13 protein-coding genes and 2 tRNA genes are annotated in these 15,376 nt (G+C 43.5%); 10 read left to right on the forward strand and 5 right to left on the reverse strand.

Annotated elements, in window-relative coordinates; genetic code table 11:
- The first annotated feature begins 40 nt into the window (after positions 1 to 40).
- From QY318_02145 to dnaA, 5 genes are all read left to right on the forward strand, one after another.
- Positions 41 to 117: transfer RNA gene (locus QY318_02145), tRNA-Lys, on the forward strand.
- A gap of 24 nt (positions 118 to 141) precedes the next feature.
- Positions 142 to 1,650 (forward strand): aldehyde dehydrogenase family protein, encoded by a 1,509-nt coding sequence (locus QY318_02150; GenBank protein WKZ31541.1) that lies wholly within the window; start codon positions 142 to 144, stop codon positions 1,648 to 1,650.
- Positions 1,651 to 2,464: 814 nt separating this feature from the next.
- On the forward strand, positions 2,465 to 3,382 hold the full coding sequence (locus QY318_02155; GenBank protein WKZ31542.1) for a polyprenyl synthetase family protein: 918 nt from the start codon (positions 2,465 to 2,467) through the stop codon (positions 3,380 to 3,382).
- A 16-nt stretch (positions 3,383 to 3,398) separates the two neighbouring features.
- A complete protein-coding gene (locus QY318_02160) occupies positions 3,399 to 3,560 on the forward strand; it encodes a hypothetical protein (GenBank protein ID WKZ31543.1) in 162 nt (53 codons plus the stop codon).
- A gap of 225 nt (positions 3,561 to 3,785) precedes the next feature.
- Positions 3,786 to 5,420 carry a chromosomal replication initiator protein DnaA gene (gene dnaA / locus QY318_02165; protein WKZ31544.1) on the forward strand — a complete coding sequence of 545 codons (1,635 nt, stop codon included), beginning with the start codon at positions 3,786 to 3,788 and terminating at the stop codon, positions 5,418 to 5,420.
- Positions 5,421 to 5,857: 437 nt separating this feature from the next.
- On the opposite strand, the gene QY318_02170 is transcribed toward dnaA, so the two are convergent.
- The gene (locus QY318_02170) at positions 5,858 to 6,292 is read right to left on the reverse strand and encodes a hypothetical protein (protein ID WKZ31545.1); all 435 of its coding nucleotides are present in this window, start codon (positions 6,290 to 6,292) and stop codon (positions 5,858 to 5,860) included.
- Positions 6,293 to 6,449: 157 nt separating this feature from the next.
- On the opposite strand from QY318_02170, the gene dnaN reads away from it, so the two are divergent.
- Positions 6,450 to 7,580 carry a DNA polymerase III subunit beta gene (gene dnaN / locus QY318_02175; GenBank protein WKZ31546.1) on the forward strand — a complete coding sequence of 377 codons (1,131 nt, stop codon included), beginning with the start codon at positions 6,450 to 6,452 and terminating at the stop codon, positions 7,578 to 7,580.
- Positions 7,581 to 7,600: 20 nt separating this feature from the next.
- On the opposite strand, the gene QY318_02180 is transcribed toward dnaN, so the two are convergent.
- Complete coding sequence (locus tag QY318_02180) at positions 7,601 to 8,335, reverse strand: response regulator transcription factor (protein WKZ31547.1); 735 nt, start codon at positions 8,333 to 8,335, stop codon at positions 7,601 to 7,603.
- Between the two features lie 82 nt (positions 8,336 to 8,417).
- Between QY318_02180 and QY318_02185 the strand changes: the two genes are divergently transcribed.
- From QY318_02185 to QY318_02195, 3 genes are all read left to right on the forward strand, one after another.
- A complete protein-coding gene (locus QY318_02185) occupies positions 8,418 to 8,792 on the forward strand; it encodes a hypothetical protein (protein WKZ31548.1) in 375 nt (124 codons plus the stop codon).
- An 18-nt stretch (positions 8,793 to 8,810) separates the two neighbouring features.
- Positions 8,811 to 9,545 carry a hypothetical protein gene (locus QY318_02190; GenBank protein WKZ31549.1) on the forward strand — a complete coding sequence of 245 codons (735 nt, stop codon included), beginning with the start codon at positions 8,811 to 8,813 and terminating at the stop codon, positions 9,543 to 9,545.
- Positions 9,546 to 9,613: 68 nt separating this feature from the next.
- A tRNA-Ser gene (locus QY318_02195) sits at positions 9,614 to 9,700 on the forward strand.
- A gap of 329 nt (positions 9,701 to 10,029) precedes the next feature.
- Here the strand turns inward: QY318_02195 and QY318_02200 are convergent.
- Positions 10,030 to 10,785 (reverse strand): hypothetical protein, encoded by a 756-nt coding sequence (locus tag QY318_02200; protein WKZ31550.1) that lies wholly within the window; start codon positions 10,783 to 10,785, stop codon positions 10,030 to 10,032.
- A gap of 131 nt (positions 10,786 to 10,916) precedes the next feature.
- Between QY318_02200 and QY318_02205 the strand changes: the two genes are divergently transcribed.
- Entirely contained in the window at positions 10,917 to 11,594 is a 678-nt protein-coding gene (locus tag QY318_02205; GenBank protein ID WKZ31551.1) for an HAD family phosphatase, read from the forward strand.
- Positions 11,595 to 11,599: 5 nt separating this feature from the next.
- Here the strand turns inward: QY318_02205 and QY318_02210 are convergent, their stop codons facing one another.
- Both QY318_02210 and QY318_02215 read right to left on the reverse strand, forming a co-directional pair.
- A complete protein-coding gene (locus tag QY318_02210) occupies positions 11,600 to 12,304 on the reverse strand; it encodes an HAD family hydrolase (GenBank protein WKZ31552.1) in 705 nt (234 codons plus the stop codon).
- A gap of 96 nt (positions 12,305 to 12,400) precedes the next feature.
- Positions 12,401 to 15,223: a hypothetical protein gene (locus QY318_02215; GenBank protein WKZ31553.1), complete on the reverse strand. Its 2,823-nt coding sequence runs from the start codon at positions 15,221 to 15,223 to the stop codon at positions 12,401 to 12,403.
- Positions 15,224 to 15,376: the final 153 nt, after the last annotated feature.

The following is a 15,376-nucleotide window of genomic DNA, read 5'->3' on the forward strand; positions in this document are numbered from 1 at the left end:
ACAAGGTTAACTCATTTAACTACTATAGGGCAGAAGGTATGGGTCTCTAGCTCAATTGTTTGGGAGAGCATCGGATCCTTTATCCGAAGGTTCTAGGTTCGAATCCTAGGGGGCCCACATTAATATGGTACCATATTTTTGATGGCAAATAAAAAGACACCAAAGCCAGGTCGTTTGGTGTACCGAAACCAGGGGTTATATATACTCAACTTTTCAGGGTTAGACTCCTCGATCCAACAGGCTGTTTTGAATTTGATTTCCAGTTGCGAATTAGAATATGTAGAAGAAGATGGGTTCACCACTTTGATTCTTAAAGGCATACCTTGGGATAAATATCCTGAGATCGCCAGGAAGATCTCGAAACCAATTGAACTACAAGATGTGCGCCCGATAAGAAATTACCTTTACGACGAGCCCATCGAATTTTCTGAAGTAGAAAAAGTTACTTCAGACTTCTGCGATTTCTTAGAGAATAATAGAGAAGAGATTGCATCTGCCCTTCAAGGATTCGAGACTTACAACGTCGTGCTAGATGAGATAGCAAGATCAGTAGACCACCTTAGAAACATCTCCAAAAACAGAGAGTACTTCAAAAAGAAGGTCTACAAAACAGTATCATTCTTACCCCTAAATCAGCCACTTTACGCCTTTGTTTGCTTTGGTGTAATTCCATCACTTATGTCGGAGCTTTCCTTTGTGAGGCCTCCGGAAATTGTCCAGCCACATTTTGTGAAGCTCGCAAACACATTAAATATACAAGAGTTCTTCCCTAACATTACTGTACATCTTGGTGACAGACCAAGCTATCGAGAGCTAACAAAAGGCGATATCGATGTCGTGATTTTTACCGGAAGACCGGAGAATGCCAAACGGATTTACTCTGAGTACGAGTGTAAGTTATTTATCTTCAACGGGTCAGGTCATAACCCGATTGTCGTCAGTGAGAGTGCTGACGTTAAAAAGGCGACTGAAAGTATATTGAGAGTTTGCTTACAAAACCAAGGGCAAGATTGCGCAGCTCCTAACTCAATACTAGTACACAAAGAGAAGCTGAACGAACTAAAGAATGAGTTAATGCCAAAGCTTGATGAGATTGAAATGCTCGTCGGCGATTATAAAGATAGGAAGAATATTCTTGGTCCAAATAGCAATCCTAGCAGGCTGCTTGAGATCTTCGAGTTACTTTATAGAGACAAGGACTATTGTATACGTGGCGGGGAGGTAAATATTATTACGAATATAATCAAGCCAACAGTATTTGAGAAGCGACTTGAGTTGGGTGGGAATTTCGACGAGTTTTATGCCCCTGTGATAATGCTGCAGCCTTACGAATCAGACGCTGATCTTCAGCTATACTTCGAAGATCAGCAATATTATCCCAACGCTATGTATGTAACAGTCTTTGGAGAAAGTAAGTACGTCAACGAACTAGCCAATAAGGAGATACACAACAAGGAAAACATCTTACACAATACTGATCTGCACGTTGTTGAGCGCGGCTTCTTGCCATACGGTGGCCTTGGTCCAAATGCATCGTGCGTGTATTTCAACGATCAAAAGATACCTGGTGCTACACTTCCGCAAAGAGACATTTACAACTACCTAATTAACGAGGATTTTGTCCCTGCAAAAGGGATACCTATTGATTAACTGCTGGGGTGATATTCTCTCAAGGGACTCTCTATAAAAATTTTTACCCCGCACACTTTCTCATCTCTCTTTTTTTGGATTTCTCCTTGAAGGAGATAAGAGTTGTGCGGGGTGGGGCTGTCATCGGCCAAGTCCGTAGGGACCTGGGCCAATGACGGACCCTGTGGCTAGCTGCATGTGCTGCAGCAAAACCAACAGGGCAAACGCCCCTAAAATGGCTAACGCCAAAACTGCAGGCGTTAGCCAAATGTAAATTTTAAACTTTAACATTTTTGGGCGACCCCCTTGGCGCCCCATAATTTTTCAATTCCTCTAAGATTTGGGAATTGAATAATTACTCGGACGCCCGATTGCACACCAAAAATAAAAAGAAATTCATTAAACCTTCGCTTGGCACGGTTTGTGCAAACTTGGTTCAAATGAGCTCAGATGTAAAGAGCTAATGAGTAATTATACCCTATAATACCCATCAGATCAAGCGCATATCGCCGTCATTTGAATCCTCAAACTTCTCTTATCGTAGTAATTATTAATACAGAGGCAGGATTCGCATCGACCATAAACGCCGACATGATATTACTTTTGAGCCAAGTGCCCTTGGAAACGCTATCGAAATCCATGCGTACGCGACTTGGCCGGATACAGCGTCACCTCTGACAACCACCGGCGACACCCACTGTCGCATAGTCATTTGCTCAAACAGATCACCAAACGCCAACATGACCAAAATCTTAAGGAGCAGTACACATTTCTCTTTTTGGCGCTATAATACTGTACCCGAAAGAATACAGTCATAACTTATTGACCCGCCAACATGGAGCCATTAGACCAAAAAGCCTACTCAATGCTGAAAACCCTTCAGCCCCAAGTAGAAGATGTCTTAAACACTTTTCTTGCCAAGCAGATCGCTGAAGCAGAGGATAAATATACACCTCACTCGAAACTCTCCATCGAAGCTCTCCATGACATATCTGTGCGGGGTGGTAAGCGACTTCGGGCAGCCTTTGTGCATTACGCATATCAGATGCTCGCAGGTACAGATACATCTCACTCCTTGGAGCTGGCAGCAATCATTGAGCTTATCCATGCCTATCTATTAGTAGAAGATGATTTTATGGATGTCTCAGCAACTAGAAGGGGAGGACCAACTGCACACGAGATTATTAAAAAGTATCATGTAGATGCGAGATTAAAACATGACTCAACCCACTTCGGCAATGCGATTGCAGTGACAGCAGGCATTATGGGCTCGCACATGGCAATGCAATGGTTGAGCGAGCTGAATGTTGCTCCTGAGACTCGAGTTGCTCTTGCTCAGAACCTGAATCGAATGCTTGTGGTTACTTCGCAAGGGCAGATCAATGATGTTTTCAATGAGAGCCTCCATCAGGTTACAGAGAAAGATGTCATAAATGTGTTACTTTGGAAAACTTCCGCATATACTTACGAGAACCCACTTCATTCAGGCGCAATTCTTGCAGGGGCAAGTCTAAAAGAACTCGATACTCTGTCGGAGTACTCCTACTGGGGTGGCATAGCCTTTCAGATTAAAGACGATATTTTGGGAACATTTGGAGAGGTTGATGAGACCGGCAAATCAAACATGGATGATATACGAGAAGGCAAGATGACTCTGCTTTCGGTTAAAGCACTTGAGATGGCTAACTCTGCGGAGCAGAAGAGTCCTTCAAGAGGCAATCGGAAATCGGATACTTACAGAAGATATGCATAAAGAGGTTAAAGAAATTATGTTAAGGACAGGGGCAAAAGAATACACTGAACAGGTTGCACGCGATTATACAGAGAAGGCAAAAATGGCTCTTGAGAAAGGCAAAGGTGGTCATTGGGATGAGAAATACTTCAATTTCCTACTTGGTATTTGCGAGTTTGTTATAAATAGAAATAAATAGCGGCTCTACTCAAATAATACTCCTATCTAGTCTTAAGAAGTGCCTTCTGTCTGGCATTAATACCTCCTGCAATAAAAGTTATCCACACTCAACTAGAGATCTAATATAATCGGCAGATCTATTCCAACTTTCGACCATCTAGATACGAGTAGCGGGATCCTACAAACCAATTTCATACACGCCCCACACTATAAGCGATATTAAATCTATTTAATTAAATCTGGCATGGATAGAGTAGACCTAAAGGCACATATCAGCAATCTCGTGGATGAGCCAACTACAACTGGCAGCACCAGCCCTATGTCCGACAAGCTTTCTCCGCAAGCTCCAATTGCCCAAGACGCCCAGCAAACTACTCAACAAAATTCAGACAACTATTCAGTGAATGATATCCAGGTAGCTGCCTCTCCACTCACCGAGGTAGATCAGATCTGGAAGATCGTCTATGAGATGATCAAGATGCACAACTCTGAGCGCACAATGAGCCTCTGGTACCGAGATGCCTACCTCGAGAGAATCGAGAATGGGGTAGCATACCTCTCTGTAAGTAACGCAATCCAGAAAGATTGGATCCAGGACAACAACCGCAACTTAGTCTGCAATAAGATCGAGTCGGTAATAGGCTATAAGCCGGAATTAATGATAAATGTCCGCAAGTCGGTCAAACGCGAGGAAGGGGAGGGGAGACAGTATGAGTATTTTGACCCAACCCAAAGCGGCAATTCAGGAGACCAGACCAATATCTTTAGCGGCCAAGCTCAGAGCGTGCCTCGTGATAGCCAGTCAATTGGCCAACCACTCCAAAGCGCTCCTCAGCAGCCGGCCGCACAGATTTACAACAACAATCTAAATCCGAAATACACGCTAGAGAACTTCGTAGTTGGTAGCAGCAACCAGCTCGCCCACGCAGTCGCAGAGGGAGTGGTCTCCAATCTTGGTGCAAGCTATAACCCTCTTTTCTATTACGGGCCGAGTGGAGTAGGGAAGACCCACCTGATGCAAGCTATTGGAAACCATGTGCTCGCCCAAAACCCAAATCTGAAAATACTATATGTATCGATCGAGACTTTCATGAATGAGATGATCGAGGCAATCCGTACCCGCAAAAATGAAGAGTTCCGCCAGAAATACCGCCCAGTCGACGTGCTAATCATCGACGACATCCAATTCATTAGCACCTATAAGAAGACACAGGAAGAGCTTTTTAATACTTTTAACACTCTATATCAGAATAATAAACAGATCGTGATTGCCTCCGACCGCCCACCGAAAGAAATCGACAACCTTCCTGATAGATTGCGTACGAGATTCGAAGGGGGGATGGTGGTGGATATTCAGCCGCCCGATTACGAGACCCGCGTAGCTATGCTGAGGCAGCAAGTCGAGATGTCAGGAATTCCGATTCGCGATGAGGTACTGAGCTTTATTGCACACAACATTGAAAATAGCGTTCGAGAGCTAGAAGGAGCGATTAACAAAGTCATCACGAAGAAACGGTATACCGGAATTGAGCCTACAGATGAGGAGGTTGCCAAGATGCTCCAGGTTGATGTCGACTCTAAGCGCAAACGAATCAAGCCCAATATGGTGATCGACTCTGTATGCAATGTCTTCGATATATCTGTGCGCGAGCTTAAAGGTAAGCGTCGAACCGCATATATTGCACTCGCACGACAGACAGCAATGTACCTGCTGCGAGAAGAGCTCGAGCTCCCATTGGAAAAGATTGCACACGAGCTTAATCGTAAAGACCATACGACAGTGCTGCACGCATGCGACAAAGTTAAAGAGTTAATGGAGAGTGACAGTCGATACAAGGAGAAAGTCGATAGGTGTAAGGCTTTATTGGGCCCAAAATAGAATTTCCCTTTGAGAATGATTTAAATGCGACGCTCGCGGTTGTGGATAACCGGTGGATAGTTAGGGTATATCTCAGAATAAGTTGGATACTTTTACACAAGCAAAAAGCCTTTAGCTCTGCGGAGGTGTGCTATATATCCTGATGTAAAGGGATTTGTATGAGGCAAGATTATCAACGGAGTAGGGTAGGTTGTTGGTCACTTATTCCAATTTATTATGCACATTAATATTTCATTAAAAAGGCTTTAGGCTTCGAGGGTTTTAATGAATTTCATGAAAATTTAATGAAAAAGTTGTCAACACGGTTGTGAAGAAGAGAAAGTCGGGTGGGGCGGGATTAAATGAGAACTCGCGGTGGAATTATCCAAACTGTCTACATTACTACTTAATACTGCTACTAAATATTTAAATCTAAAAAATAATATTAAGAAGGGTATTTAACATTCACTAGAATCGCCTGGAGGACATAGAGTATTAATATCCATTGGAGAGATTACAATAGGTTTACCATGCTCAATAAGGTTCTTTGCAATAACAAGAGCACTATCTACAAGAGGAAGGCGCTCAAAGAATTCCTTCTCAAACCGACCATTTTTGTATGCAGTTGCAATGTCAGCAGCTCCATACGCAAAAATGACAAAAAGTATCGTTGCAGCAATCAGATAGAATTGTGCGCGCTCTTTGCACCCGTATTGAACGATAGGTGGAAGATCTGACTCCGGAGGCCAAACGATTGCAGTTATATCTTCTGGGCCAGCGTCTTCCTTGTCTCCAAGGATAATGACCTCGGGTCCCTTACCAGCAAGCATTTCCTGAAGAAACTCATTATAAGTCACTGCATCCTGTGTTGTTTGTTGAACCAACTCAGTCATAATCCCAAAACTATGTAATTTAATCCTATAATATTATATCGTTTCTGGGGCGAAATATCGACACTTTTCAGTACAATTCAGTTTGAATTCAATAGCCTATATATTGTATACTTAGCTCGATTTCAGAAGTGGATTAATCTTTATTTACCCTTACCAAATGCAGTTTTCTTGTAACCAGGACACATTTGCCAAGTACCTCAATGTTGTCAGCCGAGTCGTTAGCAGCAAGCCAGGTCTACCAATCCTCAATAATGTGCTTTTCGAAACCAAGCAGGGTAAATTAATGATGACCGTTACAGACCTCGAGATCAGCCTACAATGCTGGATCGGTACTGAGGTAAAAGCAGATGGCAAGATTACACTTCCTGCAAAGCAGCTCTCCGAGTTTGTAAATTCAATCCCATCAGAGAAAGTTGATGTCGAGCTCGACAAGCAGACATTAAAAGTAAGCACACTCAATAACTCCGCACAGTTCAATACAATTCCTGCAGATGATTATCCTTCTGTCGCAGCCATCAAAGACCATGAGCCGCTTCTGCTTTTGACTATGGAAGATGTGCTCACCACAGTAAACCGTGTAGCATTTGCTGCTGCAAGCGATGATATTAAGCCGGTCATGACAGGAATCAAGCTAGAAGTTAAAGACAACACAGTCGCATTTGTTGGGACCGATGGGTATCGACTCTCAAGGCAGATCGTAACTCTGCCAACTCCTGCGACCGATTCTGTAGAGTTGCTCATCCCAGCCAAGGCATTCCAGGAGCTTGCATATATTGTATCTGAATTTAGCAGCGAGAATAGCAACAATACCGTCGGCCTCTACCTTATCGAGGATCGCAACCAGGTCGTCTTCAGATATAACGATATCGACCTTACATCAAGATTGATTGATGGTCAGTATCCAACATATCAGCAGGTGATCCCAACTGGGTATCAGACCAAGGCGGCAATTAATCGAAGCGAGTTCCAGAATGCACTCAAAGTTACAAATATCATCGCCAGATCTGTGGTCGGAAATAAGATCGTAGTAGACCAGAACCCGAAAGAGAATGTGATCACTCTCTCAGCATCTCAAGCCGAAGTTGGAAGCAATGAGAGCTCGTTTGCAGCCGAAGTTGAGGGTGAAGCAATCACCATGGCATTCAGCGCTAGGCTTGTGAACGACATGCTTTCGCATATCGGTGGTGAAGAGATCCAGTTTGAGAGCTCATCTTCCACCTCTGCCGGCATTTTTAAGATCAAGGGTGACAACTCATACCTGCACCTGATAATGCCGATGCGTCTCTAATCTTTGGGCAACTCAGTCGCTCAGATTTCGTCTAGATCTACATCTAGGGGATCTTCCTCGTCGGTTTGCTTGTATCGCTTCTCCTTTGATGGTGCGTCACATAGCTTGTAGCCAACTCCATGAATTGTCTCAATAATATCTGATACAGGTAAGAGAGTTCGCAGCTTACTTATATGGACATCGATTGTATTTGAGTTTGAGGTATTGCGGTACTCCCAAACAGAGCCGATCAATTCCGTGCGACTCACTGGGCGATTTTTATTCTTCATTAAATATTCGAGCAGGGTGTACTCTTTATTTCTAATTGGCAGAGGGATATTTTTATATCTCACGCTGCGCTGGACTGGATTGATGACCACACCCTTTGCTTTCATTGGTTGAGGCATCACACTTTCGCGCGGACGACGCGCTAGGGCTTCGATCCGTGCGATTAATTCTTGGGATGGAAATGGATATGAGAGCACGTCGTCCGCGCCACAATTCAAAATATTTACCTTTGTTTGCCAGTCGCCTTTATTGCAGATGCCTAGAATGTAGACCCTCTTCTCAACCTTGCGGAGGCGTTGGACAAATCGTTGGGCGTTTGCAAATTGGAGCTCGGTATTGGTAATGAGTAAATTGAATGTCTGACTGAAGAAAGTTCCGCTCTGAATCTGCTTGCTTGAGTAAAGTTTGTGAGCGTAGCCGCTCGATTTTAGACAGGTCGAGAGTATCGATCCCAACATTCTAGAATCTTCGATTATTGCTATCTTCATAGGCTTCTACGTATAATTTAAACGGCAATCATGATCATACGATCAAGCCAAAAGCTTTTTACATCCTATATAATCGAAGTAGATGAAATACTTATTGGTACAAATTTTGATAGCAATTGTTTCTGTAACTTTTCTGTACTATTTGTCCACCTTGGATTATTTTCTTCCGACTAACCCGGATGGTACGGTAAATTGGTATAACGTCACGGTTGTACTGTTCGGAATCTTCATGTTCTTTGAGGGGTTGATTGCAACTATCGTTTATCTGCTGCAGAAATTTATGGCATTCGGGTGGAAAGAATTTCCGGGTCGCAAGCTTTCATTAAACTCAGGAATCATTTTCAGCTTGATAATTGTGGCTCTAATCTTGCTGAATGTTATTGGACTTGTCACGCTTAGCTGGGGAGTGGTAATTTTTGGGGTAATACTCCTATTAGCAATCCTTTTTTACTTTTAGGTGATAAAATAGGAGCAAATGGCAACCGAAACTAAAGCAAAAACAGAAAAAACGAAGAGCTCTTCCAACAAAGCCAAAACCGAAATTTCAGAATTGGCAAAAATTCTTTCAGGCGAAGCGGCACTTGAGAAGAAGAATGCCGAAATAGAGCGATTGAAGAAGGAAGCAGTGCAGAAGCAGAAGGCAAAGCAGCGCTCGCAGGTAAAGAGCGGCGAGCTTATCCTCGATCCCGAGCAGTATGTGAACCCTATCTCATCCCCTGAGAAAGTCGTCCAGAAGATCGAGCTGTATAGCTGGGAGGCTCCAATCCGCACCAAATTCGTATTTGATAAGCGATTGTTTCTGGTCGTTGTGGCGATCGCTTTAGGATTTGTTCTCTACCTCGCGGTTCTCGGCCAGTATGGCCTGATGTTCGCCATAATTGCTCTGCTATTCTTCATATATGTAGCCGGTACAACCGAGCCGATCAACGTTGAGCACAGTATCACCACTCGAGGAATCGACACTATGGATAAGTTGTACGAATGGTATATGCTCGAAAATTTCTGGTTCACCAATAAAAATGGTCAATACATGCTAATTGTGAGCACCCGTCTGCGCATGCCCCCGAATCTGATCATGCTGGCCAATCGCGAGGAGATGTCGGCAATCTTTGTATTGCTTCAGGATAGGTTGCTTTACCGCGACGTCCGCAAACAGGGCTCAATCGAGCGCACAACCTATGGGGAGTATATCCCGATGGAGAAGATCTAAGAGTGTTCATTTGCAAGAAAAGGTGTAGGATCAGGCCATTTCTGGTAAAATCACCGTTGTAACTGTATGGAGAGGTGCCTGAGCGGTCGAAAGGGACGCTCTCGAAAAGCGTTGTGCGGGCAACTGTACCGAGGGTTCGAATCCCTCCCTCTCCGTCCGACCACTAACCTTTGGTTAGTGGTCGGACGGAGAGGAGTTATGTGAGAACCTCATGGCTTGCGAAGCAAGGCAGGGGGCGGAACACACGAGCATAATCTACTTCTCGTGTGTCTAGCTAGGAGCGGAGCGACGAAGCGTTATCCCTCCCTCTCCGATTGGCCCCGATCGAAGATCGGTGGCAATCGGAGGAGTAGAATGGAAAACCGTCGGTTCGTGAGGACGTATCCCACGAATGGAATGAGTGGGTGATACGACGTCATACTAGGAGGAAACGAGCATTTATGCGAGTCCGACTAGTGAATCGCTCCCTTGATTAAGAAATACCCTACTTATCAGTCACCCCAATAAAAGAGACTGGCTTATAAACAGGTAGACCATCTACAATCCCCACCGACTCACCATACATAAACTCCAAAAATTCCCCGTACGTATCAACCAATTCACCCCAGTAAACAGCATCGAACTCAGGCTTCGAGGCTACGATCTTGCTACTGTTCTGCTCATACTCCTTTATGCATATCTCTTTAAACTCATTAACCAATTTTGTGAAATCTGCCGGCATTGGTAGGCGGATTAGCGAGCTGCCCGAAGCGACAGATACAAAATTTATACCTGAAACAAACTCTGCTGCTTTCCTACCATTGTCAACCTGGCTGACTGGGTGAAATTTCGTTGATGCAAGACTCAGGGCAATATTAGGTATGTTATAAAAGAAAGCAAACAGTGATGTGTGTGGGATTGAATCAACAATATATGTATTACTTAGATCCTGATCAATTACCCCTTCGCGTGGGAAAAGATACCCCGATCCAATTTTGCCAGGAGTCAGAAATTTAAAGAGGTACTCAAAGTCAAACCAAAATTTATCTACTTGCAGCCTTTTGACAGTGGATATCCTTTGTAGGAAAGAGAGGAGATATTCATAAGAGTCATTTGGATCCACAGCAACCTTGTCCTGTTGCGACTTACTAGAAGGGTCTCGGAGGTACTCAACGAGTAGATCGCCCTGTTTACTCTGCTTCGCAAGAGAGAGAATAGAATTCTCGTCTGGTAAACTATATACTGTGCAGATCTGTGACATCAGAGGATTTAATGAAAATAGAAACACTTTGCTAGGCTCTTGACCCACACCTATAGTAGCAAAGATCCTCTTGGAATGCGAATACACAGGTTTCCCATCAATAGAATAGTTATGTGGATTGTTAAAAACTAATGAACAACCAACTGCTCAAACAGAAGCTAGAACAAGCCACCACCCACATCTTCGATATGGACGGCACACTAGTCAACCTCGAAGAGCTCAATTTCACAACCTTCGAGCAAACCATCCAGCAAAAATTCCGCAAACAATTTACCCAGCAAGAGTACCAAGAATACTTCTCCGGCGCTGGCTCACGAAACGGCTTTATTGCCTACACCAAGCACCACAACCTGAACTACCCGATCGATGAGCTCGTCAACAGCTACCGCATCATTAAAGAAGAGATCTTAAATACCCGCATCTATGAAGTCGTTACGGTTAAAGATGGCGCCGAGGAGTATCTAAACAATCTCAAGCAGCAAGAAAAGAAACTTCTCCTCGCCACTTCAAGCTTCTATGACTTCACGATGAAAATTCTGAAAGCATTCCACATATACGATAAGTTCGAAATTATCCTTACCGAGCGGGATATTACGAAAAATAAGCCCGATCCGGAGATATTCAACAAAGCACGTCAACTTTCAGGCAACCCGATAGAGCAGTGTGTGATATACGAAGATTCTATAAATGGCATCAAAGCAGCCAAAGCCTCAGGCATCTACTGCATAGGACTTCATAACCCTGGACTAAATGATGATTACATCGATACGGCTGATGCTGTCGTTGAGTCTTTCCGCGACCTACTGTAAAGCTCTCAACTATCCAGCACTGACCTAATGTTTAGCACTGAATCCAAAAAGTAGTCTGCACTTTTCTTATCCTCCTCTGTGGGTGGGAAGAAAGCGTTTGGCACAAGTATCGTGGTAAGCCCAAGCTCCTTTGCAGGAAGAATGTCTGCATTAACTGTGTCTCCGATCATTACAGTTTTTTCAGGATCAAGCTGATACTTATCAAGGGTGTACCTGTAAATCTTTCCCGTCTTCTTTATTTCACCCACCTCTTGAGCTGTGATTACATCCTCGAAGTAGTCTCCAAGCCCAAGCTTATTTATGCGCTTGATCTGGTGTGTAAAAGTAAAATCAGTCAGCACATATAGCTGGTATTCATTTGATAGCTCCGCTATAAAACTTTTCACACCGTCGATTGGCTGAATGGCCTCGTGGAAATATTCCCAGTATTTACCTTCAATCTCAACAAGCTCCCCCCATGAGTAATCAATGTCGTAGTAGTTCAGAGCATCTCTGAGAAGTAAGGAGCGTATCGCAAAGGCATATGTATTTGGGTTTCTGGCCCGGGCTTCCTTTTTTAGCTGGTTAACTACATCGTTTAGATCTGAGAAATCTTTGTTGGGATACTTCTCTGAGAGGTATTTCGCAGTTTTATCTATTGAGTAGATCCATGGGCCTGAGCCATCGTAAAGTGTATCGTCGAGGTCGAATAGGAGTGTCTTGTATTTCATTTTGGACAGGTTAAATGATTTAGTGCACCCCACTGTATTATCGCATAAGTGGGCCTGTGTATGTCACTGTTATCGACAGTATTCACAAAATACTTCCTATACAACTGCAACACCTAATATTTGCTCAAAAACTTCTTTGCCTAAGTGCTGAACCAACCAGTGATCCTTCTTAATCGTGACAGGGTCACAGATCGTATGATCATATTTCTCTCTGTATTCATTTATCCCCAGCGCCACTATTGTGAATAGCGCAAAATCATTTACAGCACTACTCCCAAAGTATCCACTAATAAGTTTAGAAATGACTACTGATTTTAAATCTCCTATTATCTTTAATATGAAACTTCGTGGATTGCGATGATACAATTTATGGAGATCTTCGTAACCTTGCCCACCCCAAGCAAGACTCCTCATATTTTTTAAATGATCTAGGAGTAGACTTTCGTCTCGAATTTTGTACGGGTCGTTGCTGCGAAGAGAATTTTGAATATCATTCACCAATACATTTATGCGTACTGGATTACCTGTACTATTATAGTAGGTATCTATTGCGGTATCGAAGTCAGTAAGCGACTTAGCCGGGAGATACCTTCGAATCTTTCCATTGCACAGACCGATTAAATTCTCTAGCCCAAGGAAAATTATCGTATTTAAGATGATGACATTTTTTCTAAGATCTAGATTGTCTGCATCTGGATCATCTGGATCTAGTTCTCCAGTATACGGGTTTCTCCCCAATATCTCCCGGAAGGATGTTATGTCAAACAAAGATTCACACAATCTTGAAAGAAGTAGAAGCTCTGGATAATGGCTGTATTCTTCTGGCAATCGCTCCATTTGGAACCCAACAGTCTCGTAATATCTCAGGAGTTCCTCAAGTATATACTTGGAATGATCAGCCGTAACTCTCCCTACCGGTTGTCCCAGTATTCGGCCGGTTCCTGCTACTCTAATTGCCTCCTTAAGTCCTCTTTCAATCATAGCTCTAGTGGGCGGCTCGATATGTCGAATCGCAATTTGACCAAATTCATTATTTACAACCGCACCTAGATTCGGATAATCAGCCCTGCACTCGCCAAAGAGTTTAAACAAGGTTCCTGGGGTACCGTACTCTCCATCCTCTCTATCTGAGTCCGAGCCTGATTTCCCTTCCATAAGGCCATGAAGGGCGATTATTAGATCCGCTAAGGTTTTAAACGATGTACTACTTGGAGTAGCGTCTACACGCCATGGCTTCCCAAGGTATATTATCGTCCTTGTATCAGTCTGTCTGATGTGCCTCGCAGTTTTGTTCTCTTGCCCTCGCAGCTGACTTTCAGGGGTGACGATTTGTGCCTCGATTGGTATATTCTTCCTAAATCTGAGCTCAATCTTTTCATTATCATCGGTGAGAACTGTAAGTGGCGTCATGCAGAAAGCGCATAAGAAATTTGCTCCAATGAACCTGGCTACCTGAGAGTTTTCATCGTGTACACCTATTTTCGAGACGACATGACCCAGTCTACGTTGGTACAAATATTGATCCAACGAAGCTTCTGCACTGCTAGAGAGAGCTCCACTATAGCGAAATCTAATCCCAAATCTATCATAATCATATGATGATTCTCCAATTATGGTCACGGCATTTAATATGGTTTCTCGAGTCACCGTATTTACAAGTCCAAGCGCCATTGCAAAGTGGGGGTGTATTGTTCCACCACACAACTGTCGCAATTCACTTATGTGTAATTTCTTATGAGAAGGGATCTTCTCTATTCCCTCCATTATATTAAGCAAGTTATGGAAGCATGTCGTCCGTCCAAACTTACCAAGCAACGTAGGCTGCATGCTGGTGAACAACTCTAGTCTTTCGTTAATCCGGGTCCAAATATCTCGGTCAAGTGGAAGCTCAAAATTACTATAACCTAAGCTGGAGAGAATTGGAGGCAGCTTTCTACGGGAATCTACGACTCTGTTAAAAGGTCCGACTAAATACTCAAGCGACAGCTCCTTAAGCCCTTGAGTCTGACTAATCCAGTAAGCCATCCTCCTCTTTTTCATGGTTTCCTTAGATGGGCTTAATGCTGCTACCCTGGATCCGAGAAATGCGAAAGAAGCCTCAGGCTCAGTGCTACTATCATTTGATAGGAGCGACGATGCATGCCTTGCTATCATCAAAGATAGCTCAGCCACAGTTAGCGTAGAGATATATCTCTTCGCAGCTGAGCCAAGGTTTGGTTCGAAGAACTTTTCAACTAACGAAGATCTGTATTCCTGATATTTTTCTGGATTTATTGCTGCCTCCGAGGCAGTGTAGATGATTGCGGAGATATCTCCCAACCTTCCATAGCAGATTGGGGCAAGAATATCTCTTCCAACAGACATTGCCATAACCCTTTCTTCTGCAGTGGTATCTGAGTTTTCCGAGCAAACCAGTCTCCTCTCAAGTCGTTTCAGATAGATGGCAGCTGGAGCAGCAATGCAGAAGATTGCCATCATTACTTCGTTCATTCTCTTCCTGTGACTCCGCTCCTGATCGATTAAGACTCCGTTTATTAGTCCGAGAAGTTCTTTAGGATCTTCGAGATTAGCGGTTCCTTCCACTAGTAAATCAATCAAGGTTGGGATGTCGTATGAGAGGTGTAGCTGTTCAAGGTACTGTATTTCGGTTGGCTTTGGTACAAGTAGTGAATCGCTATTGGAGCCAAGAACAAATTGTAGTAGTTGTGCACCTTGTGTTAAATAGAAGTCCACAAGCTCTTTTGGGAAACCGACAGTTGTAGTGAAGTAGTCATAATAAGTAGTATCCTGCGGAGCATGGTGGGAAAGATAGCCAGGGTATTCAATAGCCAGGGCGCGACAATCATTCAGAATTTCTTCGACTTCAAAGCATTCCTTATTACCAAGAGCTTCTCTCGGTTGATGGCTTGATGTGTCCACTCGATTTTCAGTTACATTATTATTTCACCTCTCAATACGAGCTATCAATACATTACGAAATGAGTACAGGTAAGGCTTTGGGAGATTTGAGATTATACTACAGGCCTTGTAAAATATCACCATTTTACTCAGGATAGGCTAGGTTGACTATGT

This window comes from Candidatus Dojkabacteria bacterium (genome assembly GCA_030583845.1).
Classification (GTDB): Bacteria; Patescibacteriota; Dojkabacteria; order SC72; family JAHDCA01.

Coding starts and splice junctions, on each gene's coding strand:
- QY318_02160 (WKZ31543.1), top strand. CDS start 3,399: ATGTTAAGGACAGGGGCAAAAGAATACACTGAACAGGTTGCACGCGAT.
- dnaA (WKZ31544.1), top strand. CDS start 3,786: ATGGATAGAGTAGACCTAAAGGCACATATCAGCAATCTCGTGGATGAG.
- QY318_02205 (WKZ31551.1), top strand. CDS start 10,917: ATGAACAACCAACTGCTCAAACAGAAGCTAGAACAAGCCACCACCCAC.
- QY318_02185 (WKZ31548.1), top strand. CDS start 8,418: ATGAAATACTTATTGGTACAAATTTTGATAGCAATTGTTTCTGTAACT.
- QY318_02150 (WKZ31541.1), top strand. CDS start 142: ATGGCAAATAAAAAGACACCAAAGCCAGGTCGTTTGGTGTACCGAAAC.
- QY318_02200 (WKZ31550.1), bottom strand. CDS start 10,785: ATGTCACAGATCTGCACAGTATATAGTTTACCAGACGAGAATTCTATT.
- dnaN (WKZ31546.1), top strand. CDS start 6,450: ATGCAGTTTTCTTGTAACCAGGACACATTTGCCAAGTACCTCAATGTT.
- QY318_02190 (WKZ31549.1), top strand. CDS start 8,811: ATGGCAACCGAAACTAAAGCAAAAACAGAAAAAACGAAGAGCTCTTCC.
- QY318_02210 (WKZ31552.1), bottom strand. CDS start 12,304: ATGAAATACAAGACACTCCTATTCGACCTCGACGATACACTTTACGAT.
- QY318_02155 (WKZ31542.1), top strand. CDS start 2,465: ATGGAGCCATTAGACCAAAAAGCCTACTCAATGCTGAAAACCCTTCAG.
- QY318_02180 (WKZ31547.1), bottom strand. CDS start 8,335: ATGAAGATAGCAATAATCGAAGATTCTAGAATGTTGGGATCGATACTC.
- QY318_02170 (WKZ31545.1), bottom strand. CDS start 6,292: ATGACTGAGTTGGTTCAACAAACAACACAGGATGCAGTGACTTATAAT.